We start from the raw sequence: 21,909 nt of genomic DNA on the forward strand, positions 1-21,909 counted from the left end.
ACAGTTAGTGGGTTTGCGAGTCAGTAGATTGGCTGGTGCTGAGGCGCACGGGGCCCAGCAGGCCGGCCGGCAGCAGCGGCTTGTTGGCGGCCGGCGAAGCGGCCGTGGTTTGGGTGAGGCGCTTTTCGGGCGGCAGGCTTTGGTCACCGATGAGGCGGTTGGCCCAGGTGTTGGTGACGAGGATGCGAAGCTCGTTGTCGCCTTTCCGGATGGCGTCGGTGATGTCGAGGCGGTAGGGGGCCGTCCAGGCAATGCCGCAGGGCTTGCCGTTTAGCTGCACTTCGGCGATGTTGGCGAGCTGGCCCAATTCCAACCACACGCGCTGCTGCGTCCCTTTCGCCGGTTTCCACTTGAAAGTTTGGCTGTACTCGGCGGTGCCGGAATAATGGCTGATGGCCGCATTCGGGTGCTTGCTCCAATCGGTGAGTTGAGCGAAGGCCACCGGCTGCGCCGGACCGCCCATTGTGGGGTCGAAGCGCACTTGCCAAGCCCCGTTCAGGGTCTGCACCGGCCGCGTTTCCGTCCAGTTCACACCCGCGTGGGTGCCAGTCTGCGTGCTCGGCTCGCGGAAAACCACGAAAACAGAACCGTTGCGGTCCAGGTGAAGCGGCAGCAGCGTGCGGCCGTTTTCAGTTTTCCAAGCGGAAGCCGGGCGAGTTTCACCGGTTACGGCATCCCACAATTCCGGCTTGCGGCCCGCTACGCGCAAACTGAGGTCGATGGTGCGAGCCGAATCGAGCTGGTTGGAAATGAAATAGATGTCGAAATTCGGCGCGGTGCGGTGCGTCCAGGCGATGCCATTGGCGCGTTGGCCGCTGGTAGCGTTGGCGGTTACATCGGGAGCTAACCCTCGCCCTAACGATGCGAAGGAAGCACGAGTGTAGGGGCCACGTAGCACGAGGCCATCACCGCGTCTGCTAATAGGGTCAGGCAATGTTACAGTATCCGCTAGTGCTGCAAATTTTGTTATCTCTTGTTGCACCGCTACATCAGCAGTGGGGTAGTTCTGAAATGATGGCGAATGATTGGGCTGCCGGTTGAGCAACACCGCGGCTCCAGCATCTACTAGCTCCCGAAGCTTCTTCGCCACTTCCGGTGACATAGCGCTGCTATCCGGACTCATTTTCAGCGCACCAGGCACCACCAGCAGGCCGTAGCTGGCGCCGCCCGGCAGAACGATGCGGCCGTTTTCTACCTTCGCCAGCCGCAGCAGCGCGTCCTTGTTGAAGGAATCGTATTGGTAGCCGTGCAGCGGGTCCACCAGCATGTCGGCCGTTTCCATGTTGGCCGAGGCAGATACTTTTTCGGGTTGCTCGCGCATGGGCAGGCCCGCGTTGGCAAGGCGCTTTTGCTCGGCGGCCACAGCTTGCGGGCCGAGAATGCCGGGCAGGTCATTCACCAAGCGGTTGGGCAGGATGGCCCGGCGCGGCGTTTCCTCGCCCGTAAACACGGCCACGTCTACCACCGGGCGGCCGAGCTGCAGCAGCGCCTGGCAGCGGCGGGCATAGTCGACCCAGGCGCGGCCGGGTTTCCACCAGGTTTGGTCGCGCTGGAAAAACAGGCCGATGCTGCTCAGCGTCATGCCCGGCTTGCGGTCGAGCCAGGGGTTGTGCACGAACACGTGGTACACCAGGCGGTTGACACCCAGCGCGTAGTTACGGTCTTGCAAGGCTTTGAGCATGCCGGGATGTTCGTCCCAGGCCAGTTTCAGCTCCGTGAAAGCCTCGGCCTGCACAATTTTTTTGCCGTAGATGTGCGCGCCCGACACGGCGTCGAGCATGTCGTTGGGCTTGTCGTGGGTGGGGCTGCGCAGCCAGAATTCACCCATCGGCGCGTCGGCGTGCTGGTAGTGCAGCAGGCCGTCGCTCACCATGGTGGGCGCGATGGCCTCGGCGGAAAATGTGCAGCCTTTGGCGTGCGCCAATTCCTTTAGCGTTACATAAAACTTATCGTTCACCAGCTCTGCAATGGTCTGGCGCACATCGAACAGCACCCGCTCCGACTGGTCGGCGCTGCCCAGCGGCACGCCGGCCATCACGGGCAGCCAGGGCAGCAGGTCGTAGCCGCGCCGCTGCTTGAACTCCGATGGAAAGTTGGCCGACCAGTTCTGCGAGCCGCACTCCCAGCTGTCGACGTGGAAGACCTTGAGCACCCGCGCCGCCAACTCCGGCCCGCCCTGCCGCACGGCCTCGCCAAACCACTTGTCGAACTGCAGGCTCACGGCGGCGGGGTTGAACTTGTCGCACTCCAGCCCGCGCCCGCCGCCGCCGGTGGTGTTGATTTGGCCGGTGCTGGTGTGGCCCATGCGCAGGATGGTCCAGCGGCCGGGCGGCGCGGTCCAGGTCAGGCGGCCGTTGGCGTCGAGCTTGTCGGTCAGGTTGAGGATTTTGCTCAGCGGCACGCACTGCGCGTGGGGCAGTTGGGCGGGCGTGGTGCGCTGGCTCACGCGCCACACGTCGCCGTTTTTGCCCTCGAACTGGTGAATGTGCGCCTCACCCGACAGCTGGATTTCCGACACTTTCAGGCTTTGCTTCCACTTGGCCGCGTCAAGGTCTTCGGCGCCCGGCTCCGAGCCGGCGGGGTCGTAGGCAAACCGGAAAAACCGGGCCGTGGTGGCAGGCAGCGCGTGGGTCACGGCGCTGCTGTCCTGCCAGCCGCTGCGGGGGGGCTGCAGCCGTGTCACCTCACTATAAGTACGGCCGTCGTCGCTCACTTCCACCCGCAGGCGGTTGGCTTGGTAGTTATAGCCGTTGGACCGGATGCGGATAGAGCGGCAGGTGAAGGGCTGGTCGAAGGCGTACTGAATCCAGCCCGATTCGCTGGTTTTGAAGCCTTTCTTATTGCCAGCCGTGGCCAGTAGCTCCAGGTTTTCGCCGGTCAGGCTGCTGGTTATGGTAGGCTTAATCGTGGCTGTTGAAACACCGCTACCGATTGGAGTGGGAAAGGCGTACACCGCCACGTCGCGGTAGTAGCCCTGCATTCGGGGCGGCTGGGGCAGCGTCAGGCTCAGCTTTTTGCCGCCGGTCACTTGCGTTTGGGCCGATACCACGTGCTGCATCGACAGCTCCGGCGTTATCCATGGCCCGCCGGCCAGCGCAAAACCGTCGCTCACGTGCATGGCCAGTTTCAGGCCCAGTCGGTCGGCTTCCTGCATGGAGTGCTTCACCATAGCCCACCATTGCGGCGAGAGCTGCCGGGCGGGCGGCGAAATGGCCGGCGGGTTTTCCACATCCTTTATCGGCATCAGATATGCCCCGCCGATGCCGGCTTCCTTCATGGCTTCCAGGTCGGCGGTGATGCCGGCCGGGGTCACGGCTCCGTTCATCCAGTACCAAAACACCCACGGCCGTGCCGCTTCCGGCGGGTTTTTGAAGACGGATTCTAAATCGGGCGCCTGCTGGGCGCACACCGGGGCCGGCAGGGCGCACGCCAGGAGTAGCCCAAACGCCAAACCCCACCCCCGGCCCCTCCCCTCTGGGGGAGGGGAGCCTGATGCTAAGACAGTAGGGCTAATTTTTTTATTGATAATCATCTGTATGAGCCTTTAACGTCAGGCTCCCCTCCCCCGGAGGGGAGGGGCCGGGGGTGGGGTTAACGATGCCGGGGGTGGGGTCATACCAGCCGCCCTTTCACCCGGTAGCCGTACATGCCAAACAGCAGAATCACCAGGTAGCACACCATCGGGATGAGGTAGCCAATCTGAATATTGTCGCCGCGCAGGTCGATGAGCGTGCCCATAAGCGGGGGCATGATGGCGCCGCCCACGATGGACATCACCAGCCACGACGAACCTGGCTTGGTGTCGTCGCCGAGGCCGGCGATGCCCAGGGCGAAAATGGTGGGGAACATAATACTCATAAAAAAGCCCAGTCCGCCCAAGGCGTAGATGACATAAGCCCCGTCGCCGAACACGGCCACCGCGCACAGCGCCATGGCGACCACCGCATAAACCGAGAGCAGCTTCTGCGAGGCGATGTACTTCAGCAAAGCGGTGCCAATGAAGCGGCCCACCATGAACAGCAGCCCGTACACGGCCAGGTAGTAGCTGGCCGTTTTTTCATCTACTCCCGCACCCTGCTTGGCCATCCGAATGAAAAAGCTGGTGACGCACACCTGCGCCCCTACGTAGAAAAACTGCGCCACCACGGCCCAGGTAAGGTGCCTATGCTTGAGCACTGCGAAGAAGCCTCCACCCGACGAGGGCTCGGCTTCGGCGGCCTTCACTTCGGGCAGGCGGCTGAAAAAGAAGAGCACGGCCACAGCCACCAGCACGCCGCCCAGCACCAGATAGGGCAACTTCACGGCGGCGGCCTCGTGGTTGAGGTAGGTGGTACGGGCGGCCTCGCTCATGGCGGCCAGCTGGTCCTTGCTGTACTCCTTGCCCGACAAAATCATGTTGGCCCCGATGATGGGCGCTACAAACACGGCCAGCCCGTTGAAGGACGCCGCCAGGTTCAGCCGGCTCGTGGAGGACTCCGGCGGGCCGAGCACGGCGGCGTAGGGGTTGGCGGCCGTTTCCAGCGTGGTCAGGCCGCAGCCGATGATGAACAGCGCAGTCAGAAACAGGCCGTAGGAGCGGGCATCGGCGGCGGGCACGAACAGGAAGGCCCCGCCCGCAAAGGCGAGCAAGCCTAGAATAATAGTGGCCTTGTAGCCCAGTCGCTTCAGCAGGATGCCGGCCGGAATGGCCATCAGAAAATACGCCAGAAACACGGCTGTGTCCACCAGCGTCGACTGCCGGTTGTTGAGCTGGCAGGCTTTCTGGAGGTGCGGAATCAGAATAGAATCGAGGCTGTGCGCCATGCCCCAGAGAAAGAATACGCCCACCACCAGGATGAACGGAAACAGAAAGCGGTGGCCATCGCCGGAGCTATCGGACAGCGTGACGGTGGGAGTGGAGCTTGGGGCGAGGGCCATTGGGGTGGGCGTTTGAGTAGGTTAAAGAGGTAGTTGCGCAGGAGTGGAGGCCATGTGGCTCTGCTAGCCGCGTAATTTCACCACCAGTAGGTGGTCGCAGGCCAGCACCACTTCGCCGTGCTCGTTAATGACTTCCACGTGCTCGGTCACGGTGCCGTAGCCGGGCTTTTTGCCTTCCTCCTTGGCCGAAATCGTGACTTCGGAGTGGATGGTGCTGCCGATGAACACGGGCTTCACAAAGCGCAGTCGGTCGTAGCCTTTGGAGAAGGCTTCGGGGTTGATTTCGGAGGCAGTGAGGCCGATGCCGATGCTGAAAATCATGGTGCCGTGCGCGATGCGCTGGCCAAACGGCTGGGTTTTGCACCACTCCGCGTCGAGGTGGTGGGGGAAAAAGTCGCCCGTATGCCCGGCGTGTACCACGAAGTCGGTTTCAGTAATGGTGCGGCCGAGGGTCACGCGCTTGTCGCCGAGGGTGTAGTCTTCGAAAAAGGTCGATTTGAAGTACATGAGAGAGAAGTAGCTTGGACTCTGCGAGTCCGAGCGCGAGCGCAGCGAGCATCTGCGTTTGCGTGGTTTAGAAAATTTACCTTGGCGCAGATGCTCGCTGCGCTCGCGCTCGGACTCGCAGAGTCCAAGCTACTGTTTGCCGTCGCTCGAAGCGTAGGCGGCCTCTACCACGGCCATGGTTTTTATCACGTCTTCCACGCTGGTGGGCAGCACGTCGGTTTCGCCGTTTTTGTAGCGCATCAGGCTGCCCATCGTGCCCATGAAGGCATCCGGAAACCAGGAACCTTCCAGCGCCACAGTGTGCCACACCGGCTTTTCGTCTTCGCGCATGAGGCAATATTCGAACTTGTCGGGCACGCCGTTCGGGTAGTCCATCAGCAGGCCCATGCGGGCCTTAATGGCGCCTTTAGTGCCTTCCCACTTGATGAAGCTCTCCTGGTTTTCGGGGCCGAAAGAGTGGTCGTGGTTGGTGTTGATGACGGCGTGCATGGTGTCGCCGTAGTCGAACAGAATGGTGGAGCGCGACGACGACAGCGCCTTGGCCGGATGCCGCAAGGTCTTGGCCATAACTCGGTTTGGCTCGCCCAGGAAGCTGCGAATCAGGTCGATGTAGTGGATGCTGTGGTACTGAATTTCGAGGCGCGGGTGCACCATCACGTGGGGGAACAGCTCCCAGGGCGTTTCCAGCGTCACGCGCACTTCTAGGTCGTACAGCTCGCCGATGAGGCCCTGGCGCAGCATCTCGCGGGCGGCGGACACGTAGGGCGCAAAGCGCAGCTGGCAGTTGATGGCGGCCACCAGGTTCTTGCGGCGGCACACGTCCAGGATTTCCTGGCTCTGCCAGAAGTAGTCGCCCATGGGCTTCTGAATCAGCACGCCCGCTCCGTCGGGCAGTTGCTCCAGCGTCTCCACAAACTGCTCGGGCATGATGGTGATGTCGTACACGGCGTTGGCGGGCGCGTGGGCCACGGCCTCGGCCACCGAATCGTACACGTGCGGGATGCCCCAGGCGGCGGCCAGCTTCTCGGCCCGGGCGCGGGTGCGGTTGGTGATGCCTACAACTGCAAAACCGGCCTTGCGGTAGGCCGGCAAATGCGCGTCGTTCACGATGCCGCCGGCGCCAATGATGACGATGGGCAGTGGCCGCTGCGGCAGCACGGGCAGGTAGTTGATTTCGTGGCTGTCGATGTTAAACATGGTCGAGCGAATTGATTTTTTCCTGGCCGGCGGCGAGCAGCTCGGCCACGGGCGCGTCGGTGTTGATGGCTTGCAATACCACCTCGTCAATAATAGCTGCGATGCGCGCCCAGTTGGTGTGGCGGGGCAGGGTTTCGGCTTGCTGATGCAGCTGCTCCAGCTTGTGGTAGTAGGGCACGAGGGCGTTGATGTCGGCGTCGTGCCAGGTCGAAATCCGGCAGCCAATGCCGCCTTCCAGCGTCAGCAGTTTGTCGTTTTCGGGCCGGGTGGCGTAGCGCAGAAACTCGTACGCCACGGCCTTGTGCCGGCTACCAGCGCCAATGGCGTAGAGCCAGTACACGTTCAGCGAAGCCGACTGCCCGCCCGCGCCGTGCGGAATCGGGGCAATATCGACCTGGCCGCGCACCGGGCAGGCGGCGTCCACGTCGCATACCGCCGCAAACCCAAACCAGTTGACCATCAGCGCGGCCTCGCCCCGCGCAAACGCCTGACCCGCCGCCACCGATTCATAGTGCATGGTCTGCGGATGCCCGGCCGTTTGGTCGCGCAGCAGCTGCCGGTAGAAAGCCAGGCCTTCGATGGCTGCGGCGCCGTCGATGCGAACCCGGCCTTGGCTGTCAACCAGCTGGCCCGCGCGCGTCCAGAGGTGCAGGCAGAAGTCAAAAACCGTGTTGTGGCCATCGGGGAAGCCGGCGGCTACGAAGCCGGACAGGTTATCGGCCGGGCGCTGGAAGAAGCGCGCCACGGTTTGAAAATCCTCCCAGGTTTCGGGCACTTGCAACGGCCGGCCATGCTGTTGCCGGAAGGCCGCTTGCTCGGCGGGGTTCTCGAATAAGTCGCGACGGTAGATGAGGCATTCCGGCCCATCGTGAAAGGGCAGGCCCAGCACGGTGTCTCCAAATTGCTGCATTCCCAGCAGCGAGGGGCTCCAGCCCTGCGGAAAGTCGGCGGGCGGGTTCGCGGTGAGGTAGGGCGTTAGGTTTTCGAGGGCCCCGGCGGCGTGGGCTTCGGCCAGCCAGTCGGTGTTGATGTGGGCCACGTCCCAAGCGCCGTTTTTCAAGCCTTCATCCGTGAGCAGGCTGGCGTGTAGCTCGTGCAAATCCATGGGCACCATCTCCACGGCCAGCGGGCAGCCAGTTTCCTGGCAAAAGCTGGCCCATAGCTTCGCCGTGGCACTTTCAAACGGGCCAAACTTGCGCACGGCAATGCGGAAAACGGCGGGCTCAGGCGTCATAGCGGGCGGGTTGGGAGGTGGCGATTTCGGCCAGGATGGCGGCGTTGTCCTGGCCCAGCTGGGGCGAACCGATGGGCGAGGTCAGCAGCTCGCCGTCGAAGCGGATGGGGCAGCGGGTGGTGCGGTACTGGTAGCCGTCGGCCATCGTCACTTCCTGCACCATGTTCAGCGCTGCGAAGCCTTCGTGGGCCAGCAGCTTGTCCCAGGTCAGCACGTTGGCACACCAGATATCGGCAGGTTCCAGCACGGCCAGCCAGGCTTCGGTGGTGTTAGTGCGCAGGTGCGTGGCCAGCGTGGCTTTTATCTCGTCGCGCTGGGTAAAGGCTTGGGCGGGTTCGGGGTAGCTGAGCAGCGGCTCGCAGCCCAGCAAATGGCCCAGCTTTGGTATCGAGCCCATGGCTAGGGCCAAAATGCCGTTGCTGGTTTGGTAGACGCCGTAGGGCGCGCCGAGGTAGGCGTGGGCGTTGTTGTGTTGGGTCCGCTCGGGCAGGGCGCCCCCGTCGTTGAAAAAAGTGGTGATGGTTTCGAACTGAAAGTCGAAGGCCGATTCCAGCATGCTCACCTGCACCAGCCCACCCGCGCTGCTCCGGCCGCGCCGCACCAGGCAGGCCAGCAGCCCTTGCGCCAGGTGGGCCCCCGCCAGCATGTCCACGATGGACAAACCCATGGGCACGGGGCCGGCGTCGGCGTTGCCGCTCAGCCAGGTTAGGCCCGACACGGATTGCAGCAGCAGGTCCTGGCCGGGTTTGTCGCGCCAGGGGCCTTCGGAGCCATAGCCGGAAATCTCGCCGTACACCACGCTGGGGTTCTGCGCTTGCACGCGGGCGTAGTCGAAACCCAGGCGCTCCATCACGCCGGGGCGGTAGTTGTGCATCACTACATCGGCGCGGCGCAGCAGCTCCCACACTTGGGCCTTGTCATCCTCGTTCTTGAGGTCGACGGCGAAGCTTTCCTTGTTGCGGTTGATGGCGTGAAACACCGACGACTCGCCATTCATGATGACGTTCGAGGTGTAAAGGTGACGGCAGATGTCGCCCGTTTCGGGCCGCTCTATTTTGATAACGCGCGCCCCCATGTCAGCCAGCCGCAGGGCGGCCGAGGGGCCGGAGAGGAACTGGCTGAAATCGACCACCATTAGGCCGGCGAGGGGCTTCTGGCTGTCGGTTTCCAGCAGGTTTTGTGCGTTGCGAAACGTTTGCGAATCAGAAGCCTGGTGCGAAAAAGAGCCGACCAGCCCAAACTCCTCGCCAATGGCCGCTGTATCATGCCCCGGCTTCGGCGCGGCCTTATCCGAATACAGCTTCTCCCCATCAATCCGAATGGGGCAGCGGGTGGTAGCCAATTGCTGCCCGTCGCTAAGCTTCACCAGTTGCTTCATGCCCAATACCTCGAAGCCGGGGCTGCGGGTGGCTTGCTGGTAGTTCAGCACCTCGGCACACCAGATGCCCAGCGGCTCCAGCTTCGCCAGCCAGGTGGCGGTGGGGGCTTCGCGCAAAGCAGTAGCAAGGCGGGCGCTGATGTCGTCGCGGCCATCAAACCAGGAGCTGGCGGTGGGGTAATCGGTTAGAATATCCAGCTTCAGCGTGGCGTCGAGCTTATCCAGGTTGCCCATGGCCAGCGCCAGGTAGCCGTCCTGGGTTTGGTAGATGCCGTAGGGGGCGCTCAGGTAGGGGTGGGCGGTGCCGCGGGCCGCGCCGCGCTGCGGGAGCTGGCCGCCGTCGTTCAGGTGGGTGGTGAGCAGCTCAAACTGCATGTCGAGCACCGATTCCAGCAAGCTTACCTCAACCAGCGCGCCCCGGCCGGTGCGGTCGCGCTTAAGCAGCGCGGCCAGCAGCCCCTGCGCGAAGTGCGAGCCGCAGATAATATCGGCCACGGCAATGCCAAAAGGCGTCGGCCCATCGTCTTTCGTGCCCGACAAATACGTGAGGCCCGACATCGACTGAATCAGCAAATCCTGTCCCGGCTTGGTGGCCCAAGGGCCGGTGGAGCCGTAGCCCGTCACCACACCGTAGACAAGGCGCGGGTTCAAGGCGCGCACGTCGTCGTAGCCCAGGCCGATTTTCTCCATGATGCCCGGCCGGAAGTTGTGGGTCATCACGTCGGCGCGGGCCAGCAGCTGCTTCACCTGGGCCAGGTCATCGGGGTTCTTGAGGTCGGCAGCGTAGGATTCCTTGTTGCGGTTGATGGTGTGAAAAACCAGGCTGCTACCTTCCACAAACAGGTTTTTGATGGCAATCTGCCGGCCGGCCTCGCCGGTGCCCGGCCGCTCAATTTTAATGACGCGCGCGCCCAGGTCGGCCAGCCGCAGGCCCGCTGAGGGGGCGGCCAGAAATTGGCTGAACTCGATAACTAAAAGACCGGAGAGGGGAAGGGACATGGGGGTATGATTGGAATGTAGCGTGGACTCTGCGAGTCCGCGCAACGAGCATAGCGAGTAGTAGCGTGAGGGCATTGTAGGCGCGAGCTACCCGCTGCGCTCGTTGCGCGGACTCGCAGAGTCCACGCTACATCGTTTTGGATTTCACATACAGCTCGTTCAACTCGCGTAGCAGCGCCCGCTCGTCGCCGCCGTTCATCAGGTACTGGCGCACGGGCTCGCCGGCATGGTCCTGGAAGAACATGTGGCCGTGGTAGCGCGGGCGCAGAAAGGCGCGCTGCAAAGCGGGCAGCGTGGCGGCGAAGTAGTTGCTGGATTGGGCGTTCACCGGCGCATCCTGCCAGGCGCTGAGGTGGCCGGGCTGGCCGCCGTTGTCGAAGTACAGCGTTTGCTGGCAGGCGGGCGAGGCCACGAACTCGGCGTAGCGCACGGCGGTGGCTACGTCGGCACATTTGGCCGAGATGGCCAAGCCGGTGCCGCCGAGCGTGCTGCGCAGGCGCGTGCCACCGGGTGCTAGGCTTACCATGTCGTGGAAGTGCAGCAGGCGGCGGGCGTAGCCGCGGCGGGCGTAGTTGGAGTAGCCGTAGGCGAAGGGGCAGTAGGCCAGCGCGTCGGTCTGCGTCATGGCCTCGTACACCTGGATGGGGTTGCGCTGGAAGCAGGCCGGGTCCACCTTGCTGGCTAGCTCGCGGAACATCTGCAGGGCCTGCACGCCCACTGCTTCGCTCACCACTTCGGTCTCGCGCTGGCAGGGGTCTTCGCCCAGCGAGCAGCAGAACATGTAGAAGCTCATCAGCGTGTCGATGGGGATGAGCGCGAAAGCCACCAGGCCGCGGTCGGCCAGGGCCAACAGGTCGGCGAAGGTTTCGGGCAGAGCTAGCCCGTGCTGGGCCAGCAGGTCGGGGCGGCTGGCGGCCACGGGCGTGGCCGCGTCGATGGGCAGCGCCCACTGGTGGCCGTTGAAGTTGTAGCTCTCGAAGGAATGGCCCACGGTGTTGGCCTGCTGGTCGACCATAAAATCGGCCGGCAGGTACTCATCCAGCGGCAGAATGGAGCCGGTGCGCGCCGCAAAACCGGCCCACGGGTGGTCAATCACCAGCAGGTCGAACCGCTCGGCCAGCTGCTGAATCGACTCATCGGCAAACTGCTGCAGGGAGCGTTTCTCCCAGGTGATGCTCACGTGGGGGTTTAGCTCGGCGAAGCGCTGGGCGGTGGCGGCCATCGGTACGAAGCCGCGGCTGTGGTTCCAGGTGATGCCTTTGAGGTGGAGGTGGGAGGAGGGCATTTTTGTTATTTCTATTTACAAGGTCATGCTGAGCGAAGTCGAAGCATCTCTACCGCTTCGTTGCTACCAGCATTGATTAGTTATGCGGTAGAGATGCTTCGACTTCGCTCAGCATGACGTCTATTTTATTCCGCATGACGTTCTGCGGTATTATTGAATTTGATGCTTTGTGCCAGCTTGCTCGCATCCGGCTTGCCGCTCACGGGCCGCAGGTAGAAGCTGTAACTGTAAGGCTTGGCCGGCACCTGGTATTTATCGATGGGCGCGGCTTGGGCGTCCCAGCTGGTGTTGCCGCCCACGCCCATCTGCACCAGGTCGATGTTGAGGGTGATGAAGCCGGCGTCTTTCAGCTTGTTGGTGTGGCGGGCTTGCCGGATGTTCTGCTCGGTGTAAGGCCAGGCGCTCATGCTCAACAAGCTGTCGGCCACCACCAGCAGGCCAGTATTTTGCCGGTCGGCCAGCTGCATCCAGCGCACGTCGGTGCGGTTGGCGTACTCCATCGGCACCACGTAAGAATCGGCAAACTCGTTGAGCGGCTGTGAATAGATGCCCGCGTCGAAGCCGTAGCGGCGGTCGATGTAGTTTTCCAGCGGGCCGCGGCCGTAGAAGCTGACGTTATCATAAGCGCGCTTGATGCCGAGCTGCATGCCCACCCGCGGAATATTGGGCAGGCCGGCGGCGGGCGTGAGGGCGTAATCCACGCGTAGGGTACCGTCGCCGTTCAGCGCGTAGGTCACGCGCACAGTGGTTTTGCCATCGATGAGACTATAGGTACTGGTGAGGCGGGGGCGGCTGGCATTGCTTTGGTCGAGGGTCAGGCTTTGCAATTTGGGCTCGGCCGCGAACCACTCTTTCAGCTTCTTGTCTGCTTTCCAGCCGCGGCGGTCGTTGTCGGTGAGGGGGCGGGTGAAGTGGGGCAGCAGTGGGGCCGCCAGCTGCTCGGTGCCGCGGTAGCGGTAGGAGGTAAGCGCCCCGCTAGCCTTATCAATGGTCACCTGAAAATCCTTGCCGCTGAGTTGGTAAGCGGCTGCGTCATTGCTGACAGCTACGGCCAGCTGCTTGGCTGAAGCTGCTTTAGGCTGCGCCAGGCCGGTGAGAGCTAACTGATTGGTAGCTACCTCATGGCCCGCGTCAGCCCAAGCCGTTTGCTGCGGCAGGGTGAAAGAAATATTGGCCAGATATTCCATGCCGGGCTTGAACTTGGGCAGGTACTTCGCCAGGGAAATAACGGTGTCGCGCCCTGCCGCTAGCCGTAGCCGGGGCAGCGGTTTGGTGCTGACGACGCGGCCGTTTTCACGCAGAGTCAAGGTGGCAGCGTAGGTGTCGGCGTTGAGCAGCGCGGCGCGGTTTTCTACCCGCACGAGGCCCTTGGCAGCATCCACCAAGGTGCATTCCAGCGGCTGGTACACGCGCTTGCACTCGTAGATGGCGGCGTGCGGCTTGCCATCCGAGGCCACGATGCCCTTGATAGTGAAGTCGTCGTAGTATTTCTCCTGAAAGTCGCCGCCGTAGGCGTAGAACGCCGTGCCGGTAGAGTCTTTCTTCTCCAGGCCCTGGTCTTTGAACTCCCAGATGCAGCCGCCAATCACGCGCTTGGTGGCACGCCAGCCGTCCCAGAATTCCTTCATGTTGCCGGTGGCGTTGCCCATGGAGTGGGCGTATTCGCAGAAGAAAATGGGGCGGGTGTCGCCGTTCTGCTGGTTGGCCAGCAGCTCGCCCGTAAACAGGCCAGGGTACATGCGGCTGACCATGTCCACGTAGGGCTGGTCGCGCGGCACCTGGATGCGGTAGGCGTGGTTTTTGGGGTAGTTCGGGTCCGAGGGGTCGATGTAGCCGGGCAGGTGCGGGTCGCCTTGCGCGGGCTCGTAGTGGATGGGCCGGGTGATGTCGAAATCGCGCAGCCAAGCGGCCATGGCGGCGTGGTTGGGGCCACGGCCACTCTCGTTGCCCAGGCTCCAGAAAATGACGCTGGGGTGGTTTTTGTCGCGCAGGGCCATGCGCATGCTCCGCTCCTGGTAGGCGGCGGTCCAGGCCGGGTCGTTGCTGAGCTTCGAGCCCAGGCCGTGGGTTTCGAGGTTGGCCTCGTCAATGACGAGGATGCCGTACTCGTCGCAGAGGTCGTAGAAGTAGGGGTCGTTGGGGTAGTGGCTGGTGCGGATGCAGTTGAAATTGAACTGCTTGAGCGTGCGCACGTCCTCGCGGATGTCGTCGCGGCTCACGGCCATGCCCTTGGTGGGGTGGTGGTCGTGGCGGTTCACGCCGTAGAGGTAAGTCAGCTTGCCGTTGATGAGCAGCTTGCCGTTTTCCTTCGAAAACTCGATGCTGCGGAAGCCCACGCGGCAGCTTTTGGCTTCAAGCACCGCGCCGGTCTTGTCGGTCAGCGTCAGCACCAGCGTGTAAAGGTTGGGGGCCTCGTCGCTCCACTTCAGCGGGTTGCGCACGGTGGTTTCGAGCAGGCCAAATTTGGCGTTGTCGAGGCGCGGGTACTTCTCGTTGAGGATGCCATCAGCCGTGATTTGCAAAGGCTTTTCGAGCACAACTTTTCCCTGCTGGTTATACAGCTGCGCCGCCACCTGGTAGCCGGCGAGGTCATTGTTGCCCGTCAGGTTCTCCAGGCGTGGGCGGATGCTCAGCACCGCGTCTTTGTAGTCCTTATCAAGTTTGGCCTGCCAGTGGAAATCGGCAATGCGCAGCTTGGGCTCGGCCAGCAACAGCACTTCGCGGAAGATGCCGCTCAGCCGCCAGTGGTCCTGGTCTTCGAGGTAACTTCCATCCGACCAGCGCATTACCTGCACCGATACCACGTTTTCGCCGCCTTGCAAATACGGCGTTACGTTGAATTCTGAGGGCAGGCAGCTGTCCTCCCCATAGCCCAGAAACCTGCCGTTCACCCACACCTTAAACGCCGAGCTGACGCCGCCAAAATGCAGCGTCACGTTCTGATTCTGCCAGCCGGCCGGTACCGTGAAACTGCGCTGGTAGGAGCCCACGCCGTTGTAGTCCTGCGGCACGAAAGGCGGGTCGACGGGCCGAAACGGGTACTTGGCACTCTTGTAAATGGGCAGGTCGTAGCCGTTGAGCTCCCAGTTCGACGGCACGGCCAGCTGCTTCCAGCCTTTCACGCGGCTCTTGTAGAAGTCGCGGGGTGCCTCACTGGGCTTCATGGCAAAATGGAAATCCCACAAGCCGTTGAGCGGCTGCACGCGCGAGCAGAGGCTGCGGTTGCCGGTCAGCGCGTCTTTTTCAGAGGTGAAAGAGTAAGCTGTGGCGCGTGCCCGGTCGCGGTTGATTTCGGTGAGCTGCGGCACTTGGTAGCCGTCGGCTTCGGGGCCGGGGTAGACGGTGGGGGCGTGCGAGACGTTGGGGAAGAAATAGACGCTCGCTTCCTGAGCGTGGGCCGCGCTTACCAGCAGTAAAAGCAGCATCGTCCAGACGTGGCGCTTCACCCCCCGGCCCCCTCTCCCGCGGAGAGGGGGAGCCAGGTGGCTCTGATTAGTTGAAGAAGGTTGATTATTAATTCTGGTCATTCTCTTTTAGTCAATTCTTTAATCGTCTGGCTCCCCCTCTCCGCGGGAGAGGGGGCCGGGGGGAGGCGCCACGTCAGGGCTTGCTTTGAAGCGCCACCGAAGCTCCCGCCAGCCCCTCGGTCTCTGCCCGCAGCGTAATCTGTCCGCCCTGCTCCTTCGTCTGAATAATGGCCAGTGCCATCCCGTTATAGGCCTTGCGCTCTGGCGCCTTGAACGATTCCATACTGGCCTGGTAACCATTATCCACGCCCGCCACAAAGCCCGGCCCGTTCACCGTGAATTTCACCAGATTAGCCGCGTCGGGCACCAGGTTGCCATTAGCGTCCAGCACGCGCACCGTCACGAAGGACAGGTCTTTGCCATCGGCTTGGAGCTGGCTTCGGTCGGCCATGAGTTCAATCTTGGCGGCAGGTCCGGCGGTTTTTACGGTGCTGGTGAGGACGGTTTTCCCGTCGCGGCGCGAAATGGCTTGCAGGGTGCCAGGGGCGTAGGGCACGCGCCACATCACGTGCAGGTCGTCGGGGCCTTTCTTTTTAGTGCCCAGCGACTTGCCGTTGAGAAAAAGCTCTACCTCATCGGCCTGGCTGTAGTAGGCCCACACGTCCACGGTTTGGCCGGGGCGCCAGTTCCAGTGGGGCAGCAGGTGCAGCACGGGCTGGTTGGTCCATTCGCTTTGGTACAGATAGTAAGCGTCTTTGGGGAAGCCGGCTAGGTCGATGAGGCCGAAGTACGAACTGCGGGCCGGCCAGGGGTAGGGCAGGGGCTCGCCTAGGTAGTCGAAGCCGCTCCACACGAAGGCTCCGCTAATGAACGGGCTGTTGCGTACGGCGCGCCACGCGGCCTCATGGGTGGCGCCCCAGTAGGGCGCGGCGTGGTCGTAGCTGGAGGCGGTGAAGTCGGCGTTGCCGGTGGTGAGCTTGGTTTTGCCGTCTTTGGGCCAGATGCGCAGGCTGTCGGAGGGCAGGTCGTAGTGGCCGCGCGTTTCGTAAGCCGCCGCGATTTCGGTTGCCAGGAAATGCTGGCCGGGGAAGCTGGTGGGCAGTTTGGGGTATTCAGCGTGCTTGTAGTTGAAGCTCAATACGTCGAGCACGCCGGCCTGGCTGATGAAGTTCTTGGCCGGTTCCTGCTCCGTGAGGGCGGAGGTGACGGGTCGCGTGGGGTCGAGGCGCTTCACGGTGGTGGTCAGCTGGCGGGCCAGGCGGGTGCCGGTGCTGTCGAACTGCTCGCGGATTTCGTTGCCGATGCTCCAGATGAATACGCTCGGGTGGTTGCGGTCGCGCCGAATCTGGTCTTCCAAATCGCGCTGGTGCCACTGCTTGAAATCGAGGTGGTAGTCCTGCGAGTTCTTCTTTTTCTGCCACATATCAAACGCCTCGTCCATTACCAGAAAGCCCATGCGGTCGCACAAGTCCAGCAACTGAGGCGCGGGCGGGTTGTGCGACATGCGAATGGCGTTGCAGCCCATGGCGCGCAGCAGCTGCAGCTGCCGCTCGGCCGCCCGCCCGTTAAACGCCGCCCCCAGCGCCCCCAGGTCGTGGTGCTGGTTCACGCCTTGGATGCGCAGCGGTTGCCCGTTCAGCAAAAAGCCTTTCTGCTTGTCGAATACGCAGGTGCGCACGCCCAGCGGCGTTTCGTATTCGTCCGCCACTGCTTTACCGGCCAGTACCGTTGTTTTCACTCGATATAAATAGGGTTTCGTCACGGACCAAAGCTGCGGGTTCTTCAGGGTAAGTTTCTGCGAAACCGTGCCCGTCGCGCCGTTCAGCTTCACGCCGCCGCTTAGCTGCCGCGCCACTTCCTGGCCGCTTTTATCCAGCAATGTCGTTTGCAGCGTCACCGTTTGAGGCTTGCCGGTGGCGTTGCGCAAGTGGGTTTGCACGGCCACGGTGGCGGCATGCGCGCTCACGGCGGGCGTCGTCACAAAAGTGCCCCACTCATCTACGGCTACCTGGTGCGTCGTCACCAGCCGCACGTTGCGGTAGATGCCTGAGCCGGTGTACCAGCGCGAGTCCGGCTGGGGCGAGTTATCGACGCGCACGGCCAGCACGTTGGGCTGGCCGCTGGGGCGCAGGTAGGGCGTCAGCTCATAGCGGAAGGAGATGTAGCCGTTTGGCCGGTAGCCCAGCGAATGGCCGTTCAGCCATACCTCGCTGTGCTTGTACACGCCATCGAACTCGACAAACACATTGCGGCCCGTGGTGGCCGGCAGGGTAAACGTCTTGCGGTACCAGCCGATGCCGGTGGGCAGGCCGCCGCCCTCGGGTTTAGAAGGATTCTTCTCGTCAAATTTTCCCTCGATGCTCCAGTCGTGCGGCAGCGTGAGTAGGCGCCACGCGGCGTCGTTGAAGGACGCTTCTTTGGCGCCGGCTTCGTCCCCGAGGTAGAACTTCCAGCCTTTGTTGAAGCCGGTGGTCACCCGCACTGGCGGCGGTGCGCCAAAAGACGCATTTGATGCGCCGAGCAGCAGCAGAAACAGGATGAGCAGACGGGACATTGGGTGGGAGTTTGAGAGGTAGAGACGCGACACTTCGCGTCGCGTCGTTAGCTTCGCTGAACTGCGTTTGCGGATGTTGTTTGGGCTGCGCGGGTTGAATGCAAACGGCGCGGTTCTGGTCGTTCTGGCAGGAGACGCGAAGTGTCGCGTCTCTACATCGTTCATTTTTTGGCTTCTTTCGGTTTCTTCACTGGCGGCGCAATGAAGGCCACCGCACTCTTGCCCAAATCCTTTGACGTAGCCACGGCAATGCCGCGCTGGTCGGCCTTGTTCACGGCGCAGTAGTAGTGGTACACTACGCCTTTGTATTTCAGTACGAAGGACTTGTGGGCAAACAGCTCATCATAAGGCTCGGAAGGCTCCACCAAATTTGCCCCCGTCCAATCGGTCCAGTGGGTGAGGTCGTAGGAGCAGGCGAAGCGGTTCACGGCGCCCTTCACGCCGGGGTAGAAGGCGCCGAAGTAGAACATCACCCACAGGCCGCTGTCCATCTTCTGCAGGTAGGCGTCGCCGGTGATGCCGGTGTGGTGGTTGAGCACGGGGTTGCGCAGGTAGCGCGTCCAGTGCGTCATGTCGTCGCTCACGGCCATGCCGATGCGCTCGGCCCCGCGCTTGGCGTTGAGGCTGTCGCCGTTGGCGTTGTAGTACATCACAAAGGGATGGCCGGTGAGCTTGGCCCGGTCCCAGGTCACGGAGCTTTTGTAGATGGTGTGGTTTTCCCACCAGCGCACATCCTTGTCGTCGGGGCGCAGCACGGGCTTGGCCAGGCGCTGCCAGGTGGGCAGGGTGGTGGGGTCCTTGTAGGTCGAGGCGAGGCTGATGGAGAGCAGGCCCTTTTCGTAGCCGCGCGAGTTGCCGCCGAAGTACGACAGCCAGTACTTGCCCTGGTAGGGCTGCCACTCGTAGCTGCCGCCCCACTTAGCATCTTGCAGGGCCACGTAGCCGGCTTTTTGGTTGGTGTCCCAATCCGTTGTGTCGGTGAAAGCCAGGATTTTGCCCTTGGTTTCCCATTTCAGCAGGTCCTTGCTCTGAGCCAGCCAGGTTTCGTAGCCGCGCCCGTCGAAGATGATGTAAGTCATCCACCACTGCCCGTTTTTGCGGAACACCGTGGGGCAGTCCATTTTCTTCTGGTTGTCGTCCGTCACCAGCACGAGGCCGTATTTGTGGGGCGTCTTCACCTCCTCGTACACCTTCTGCATCTCGGCGGCGGGCACGTCTTTGGGCAGCACTTTCTGCGCCCAAGCCGGTTGGCACAGGCCGCTGATGAGCAAGAGGGAGGCAAGCTTGATTTTCATGCGATTACAGGGTGGAGTTAACCTCAAAATGATAAGTCCCCGAGCCCACCTTCACCCGCGCCCGGCCCTCGGCAAAGCCCAGCGACTGCAGCTCCGGGTGTTTCGCCAGTGGCTGGCCGCCTTCGGTGATGCGCGCCGAAGCAGTGGCCGGCAGGTAAATGGTAGCCGTGGCGTTGACCGGAATGGTCACCGTCAGCGCAAAGCCGTAGCCGACTTTTTTCCAGTCGCTCACAATCAGCCCGTAGGGCGAAAGGTGCGTGGCGCGGGCGCTGCGCACGTCGCCCACCGGCTCGGGCCGGATGTCGATTTTATCAAAAGCCACCGACTCTTCGGCCGGCCGAATCCCGGCCAGGCCGCCGTACAGCCATTCCTGTAGGTGGCCCAGCATCAAGTGGTTGTTCGAGACGGTGGGCAGGGCGGCCCACGACTCGGTGAGGGCCGTGGCGCCGTGGGCCAGCTGGTAGCCATAACCGGGCACGTCGGAGCGGTTGTTCATGGCAAAAATGACGTCGGAGCGGCCGGCGTCTTCCAGCACGCGCAGCAGGTAGCGGTAGCCGATGTCGCCGGCCGTCAGGGTATTGTCGCGGCTGCGGATGTCCTGCACGATGTTTTCAATCACCGCAGCCTTATCGGCTGGCGCCACCAGGCCCATGTACATGGCCATGGCATTGGCGGTCTGGCTGCCGGTAGCGTACTGCTTAGTGGCGGGGTTGAAAAACTTCTGGTTGAAAGCTGTTTTCACCTCCGCACCCAGCTGCTCGTAGGCCGTGGCGTCGGCGGTTTTGCCCAGCAGGCGGGCAATTTGGGCCAGAATGCTGAGGTCGTAGTAGTAAGTGGCCGTGCCCGTCACGCCCATGGGCGTAAGCTGCGAGGTGCCCGGCGGCTTGGGGCCGAGGTCGTACCAGTCGCCCAGACCTTTGGTGATGATGTGGCCGTTGGCCTGCGTGCCGAGGTAGGCCACGTAGCGACGCATCATCTCGTAGTTCTCGGCCAGCGCCGGCCGGTCGCCGTACCACTGGTAGAGGTACCAGGGCAGGATGATGCTGGCGCTTCCCCACTCCGGCGAGTCGCGGAAAATGTCGCCGCCCCACTCAAACTTCACGTACTCGGGCGCGATTTCCGGCACCAGCCCCTCGGCCGTTTGCGAGGCGCGCATGTCGGCCAGGGTTTTGCGGCCCAGCGCGGCAATGTCGTAGCCGTAGCGCATGGAAGCGCCCATGAGGTGGGTTTCCTCCAGCCAGCCCAGCTTTTCGCGGTGCGGGCAGTCGGTGAACACGCTGGCCAGGTTGCTTTTGATGGACCAGTCAATGAGCTTGTGCGTGCGGTTGAGCAGGTCGTTGGAGCATGAAAACTCGCCCACCTGCGCCGCCGCGTTGCGCGTGTGCAAGGCTGCGAGGCCGACAATTTCGGGCCGGTGCTGCGGGTTGCTTTCGCCTTTGGGCACGCCGCCCTCTACTTGCGCGTAGCGGAAACCGTAGTAGGTGAAGCGCGGGCGCCAGGTTTCCACGCCGTTGCCTTTCAACACATAGGTGAAGTAGAAGCCGCGTCCCACATTCTTCTGGGTGATGGTTTTATCGGCGGCCAGCAGCTCGGCGGGCGCAATGCGGACGGTGTCGCCGCGGCGGCCTTTCACCTGCAGCTCGATGATGCCCGAGGCGTTCTGGCCGTAGTCGTACACCCACTTGCCGGGCTGGACCTGGGCGACGCTTTGCGCTCTAAAGGTGTCAAAAACCCGCAGCGGCTCCTGCTGCTGCGCCACCAGTTCAGCGGGGCCGTCGACGGCGATGACGGGCCGCCACTTGTGCGCGTCGAAGCCGGCCGTGGCCCAGCCGGCCTGCTCCAGCGTGGCGTTGTAGTCCTCGCCGCCGTAGATGCTGCTGAAGGTGACCGGCCCGGCGGCGGTTTGCCAGCTGGGGTCGCTCACCACGTCCTGCTGCGTGCCGTCGGCAAAATTTAGCGCCAGCCGGCAAATCAATTTCGGGTAGCCAAAAGCCGACTTGAGCTTGCGGTACCGCTCCTTCACCGGGGGCACGTAGTAGAAGCCGTTGCCGAGCATCACGCCCAGGGCATTGGCCCCGCCCTTTACCTGGCTGGTCACGTCGAAGGCTACGTACTGCGCCTGCTTATCATACTTGGTCCAGCCCGGGTCGAGGAAGTGGTTGCCGACTTTTTGGCCGTTCAACACGGCTTCAAACTGGCCCAGCCCGCTGATATACAGCGTGGCTTTGACGGGCTGCTTTTTGGCGACGAACTGCTTCCGCAGCAGCGGCAGGGTGTTGTTGCCGTTGTAGGCGTCCTTTTTGCCATCCACGGGCAGCACGGTCACGCGGTCGGCGGGCAGCTGCTCGTAGGCTATCCAGGCGGCGCCTTTCCAGTCGGAAGGCGCGAACAGGCCCGTTTGCCACTCGGCCGGGGCCGACCACTCCGAAGCGCCGCTCTGGTTGTCCCAGGTTTTTACCTTCCAGAAATAGGTGGTGGCCGGCTGCAGGGCCCGGCCCGCGTAGCTCACCTGAATGGAAGAGCCCGACTGGGTTTTGCCCGAGTCCCAAACATTGCCCAGGTTTTTGTCGAGGCCTTGGCGGCTGTCCGAAACCAGGATGTGATACGCGGTTTGCCGCACGTTGCGGCGGTCAGAACGTAGCTGCCAGCTCAAGGCGGGCGTGGCCGCTTGCACGCCCAGCGGGTGCGGCTGGTCCGCGCATTTGAGGTTCGCCACGCGCAGCTTTTGCGCCGTGGCCGGATGATAAATCAGTACAATAAGCGTGAGCAGGGCGGCAGCGGCAGGCGAGGGCAGGAAGGAAAGAAAAGACCTTATTTTCATTGCCTTGAAGTTCGCTGCGACGATGCTGGGCTAATAACGGGGAAGCAACCGGGAGAATGGACCGGGCCTGAAACAGGCCATTGACAAATGTATAATTTGTGCGGGCCGGGGCCGTGCCGGGCGTTGGCAACTTGTTGTAGGATGTTAGCAAGCGCCCCGGGGCGGCGGCGGCCCCGCTTTTTGGGGCCAACCCTGGGGCCGTGCGGCCCGTTTAGCCTTGGCTCCCGCCGTATGGCGCGGGAAGTATTGGGAAGC

At 62.8% G+C, this 21,909-nt stretch carries 11 protein-coding genes; all 11 read right to left on the minus strand.

The annotated features are described in order from the left end of the window. Positions 1-4: 4 nt before the first annotated feature. Positions 5-3,409, minus strand: a complete 3,405-nt coding sequence (locus MTP16_RS13735) for a glycosyl hydrolase (protein ID WP_243510170.1) — start codon at positions 3,407-3,409, stop codon at positions 5-7. Positions 3,410-3,612: 203 nt separating this feature from the next. After that, positions 3,613-4,917 (minus strand): L-fucose:H+ symporter permease, encoded by a 1,305-nt coding sequence (fucP, locus tag MTP16_RS13740; RefSeq protein ID WP_243510173.1) that lies wholly within the window; start codon positions 4,915-4,917, stop codon positions 3,613-3,615. A gap of 63 nt (positions 4,918-4,980) precedes the next feature. Then, on the minus strand, positions 4,981-5,424 hold the full coding sequence (locus tag MTP16_RS13745) for a MaoC/PaaZ C-terminal domain-containing protein (protein ID WP_243510176.1): 444 nt from the start codon (positions 5,422-5,424) through the stop codon (positions 4,981-4,983). A gap of 129 nt (positions 5,425-5,553) precedes the next feature. Next, positions 5,554-6,621, minus strand: a complete 1,068-nt coding sequence (locus MTP16_RS13750) for a Gfo/Idh/MocA family protein (RefSeq protein ID WP_243510179.1) — start codon at positions 6,619-6,621, stop codon at positions 5,554-5,556. Further along, the gene (locus MTP16_RS13755) at positions 6,614-7,855 is read right to left on the minus strand and encodes an extracellular solute-binding protein (RefSeq protein ID WP_243510183.1); all 1,242 of its coding nucleotides are present in this window, start codon (positions 7,853-7,855) and stop codon (positions 6,614-6,616) included. The genes MTP16_RS13750 and MTP16_RS13755 overlap by 8 nt, the downstream gene beginning before the upstream one ends. Continuing rightward, positions 7,845-10,232: a CaiB/BaiF CoA transferase family protein gene (locus MTP16_RS13760; protein ID WP_243510186.1), complete on the minus strand. Its 2,388-nt coding sequence runs from the start codon at positions 10,230-10,232 to the stop codon at positions 7,845-7,847. Before MTP16_RS13760 ends, MTP16_RS13755 begins: the two co-directional genes overlap by 11 nt. A gap of 127 nt (positions 10,233-10,359) precedes the next feature. Further along, positions 10,360-11,517, minus strand: a complete 1,158-nt coding sequence (locus MTP16_RS13765; RefSeq protein WP_243510189.1) for an ABC transporter substrate-binding protein — start codon at positions 11,515-11,517, stop codon at positions 10,360-10,362. Positions 11,518-11,642: 125 nt separating this feature from the next. Continuing rightward, on the minus strand, positions 11,643-14,942 hold the full coding sequence (locus tag MTP16_RS13770; protein WP_243510202.1) for a glycoside hydrolase family 2 TIM barrel-domain containing protein: 3,300 nt from the start codon (positions 14,940-14,942) through the stop codon (positions 11,643-11,645). A gap of 175 nt (positions 14,943-15,117) precedes the next feature. Further along, on the minus strand, positions 15,118-17,538 hold the full coding sequence (gene galB, locus MTP16_RS13775; RefSeq protein ID WP_243510204.1) for a beta-galactosidase GalB: 2,421 nt from the start codon (positions 17,536-17,538) through the stop codon (positions 15,118-15,120). A 161-nt stretch (positions 17,539-17,699) separates the two neighbouring features. Then, a complete protein-coding gene (locus MTP16_RS13780; RefSeq protein WP_243510207.1) occupies positions 17,700-18,833 on the minus strand; it encodes a glycosylase in 1,134 nt (377 codons plus the stop codon). 4 nt (positions 18,834-18,837) lie between these two features. Then, the gene (locus MTP16_RS13785) at positions 18,838-21,654 is read right to left on the minus strand and encodes an alpha-L-rhamnosidase (protein ID WP_243510212.1); all 2,817 of its coding nucleotides are present in this window, start codon (positions 21,652-21,654) and stop codon (positions 18,838-18,840) included. Positions 21,655-21,909 lie beyond the last annotated feature (255 nt).

Source organism: Hymenobacter monticola, from assembly GCF_022811645.1.
Lineage (GTDB): Bacteria > Bacteroidota > Bacteroidia > Cytophagales > Hymenobacteraceae > Hymenobacter > Hymenobacter monticola.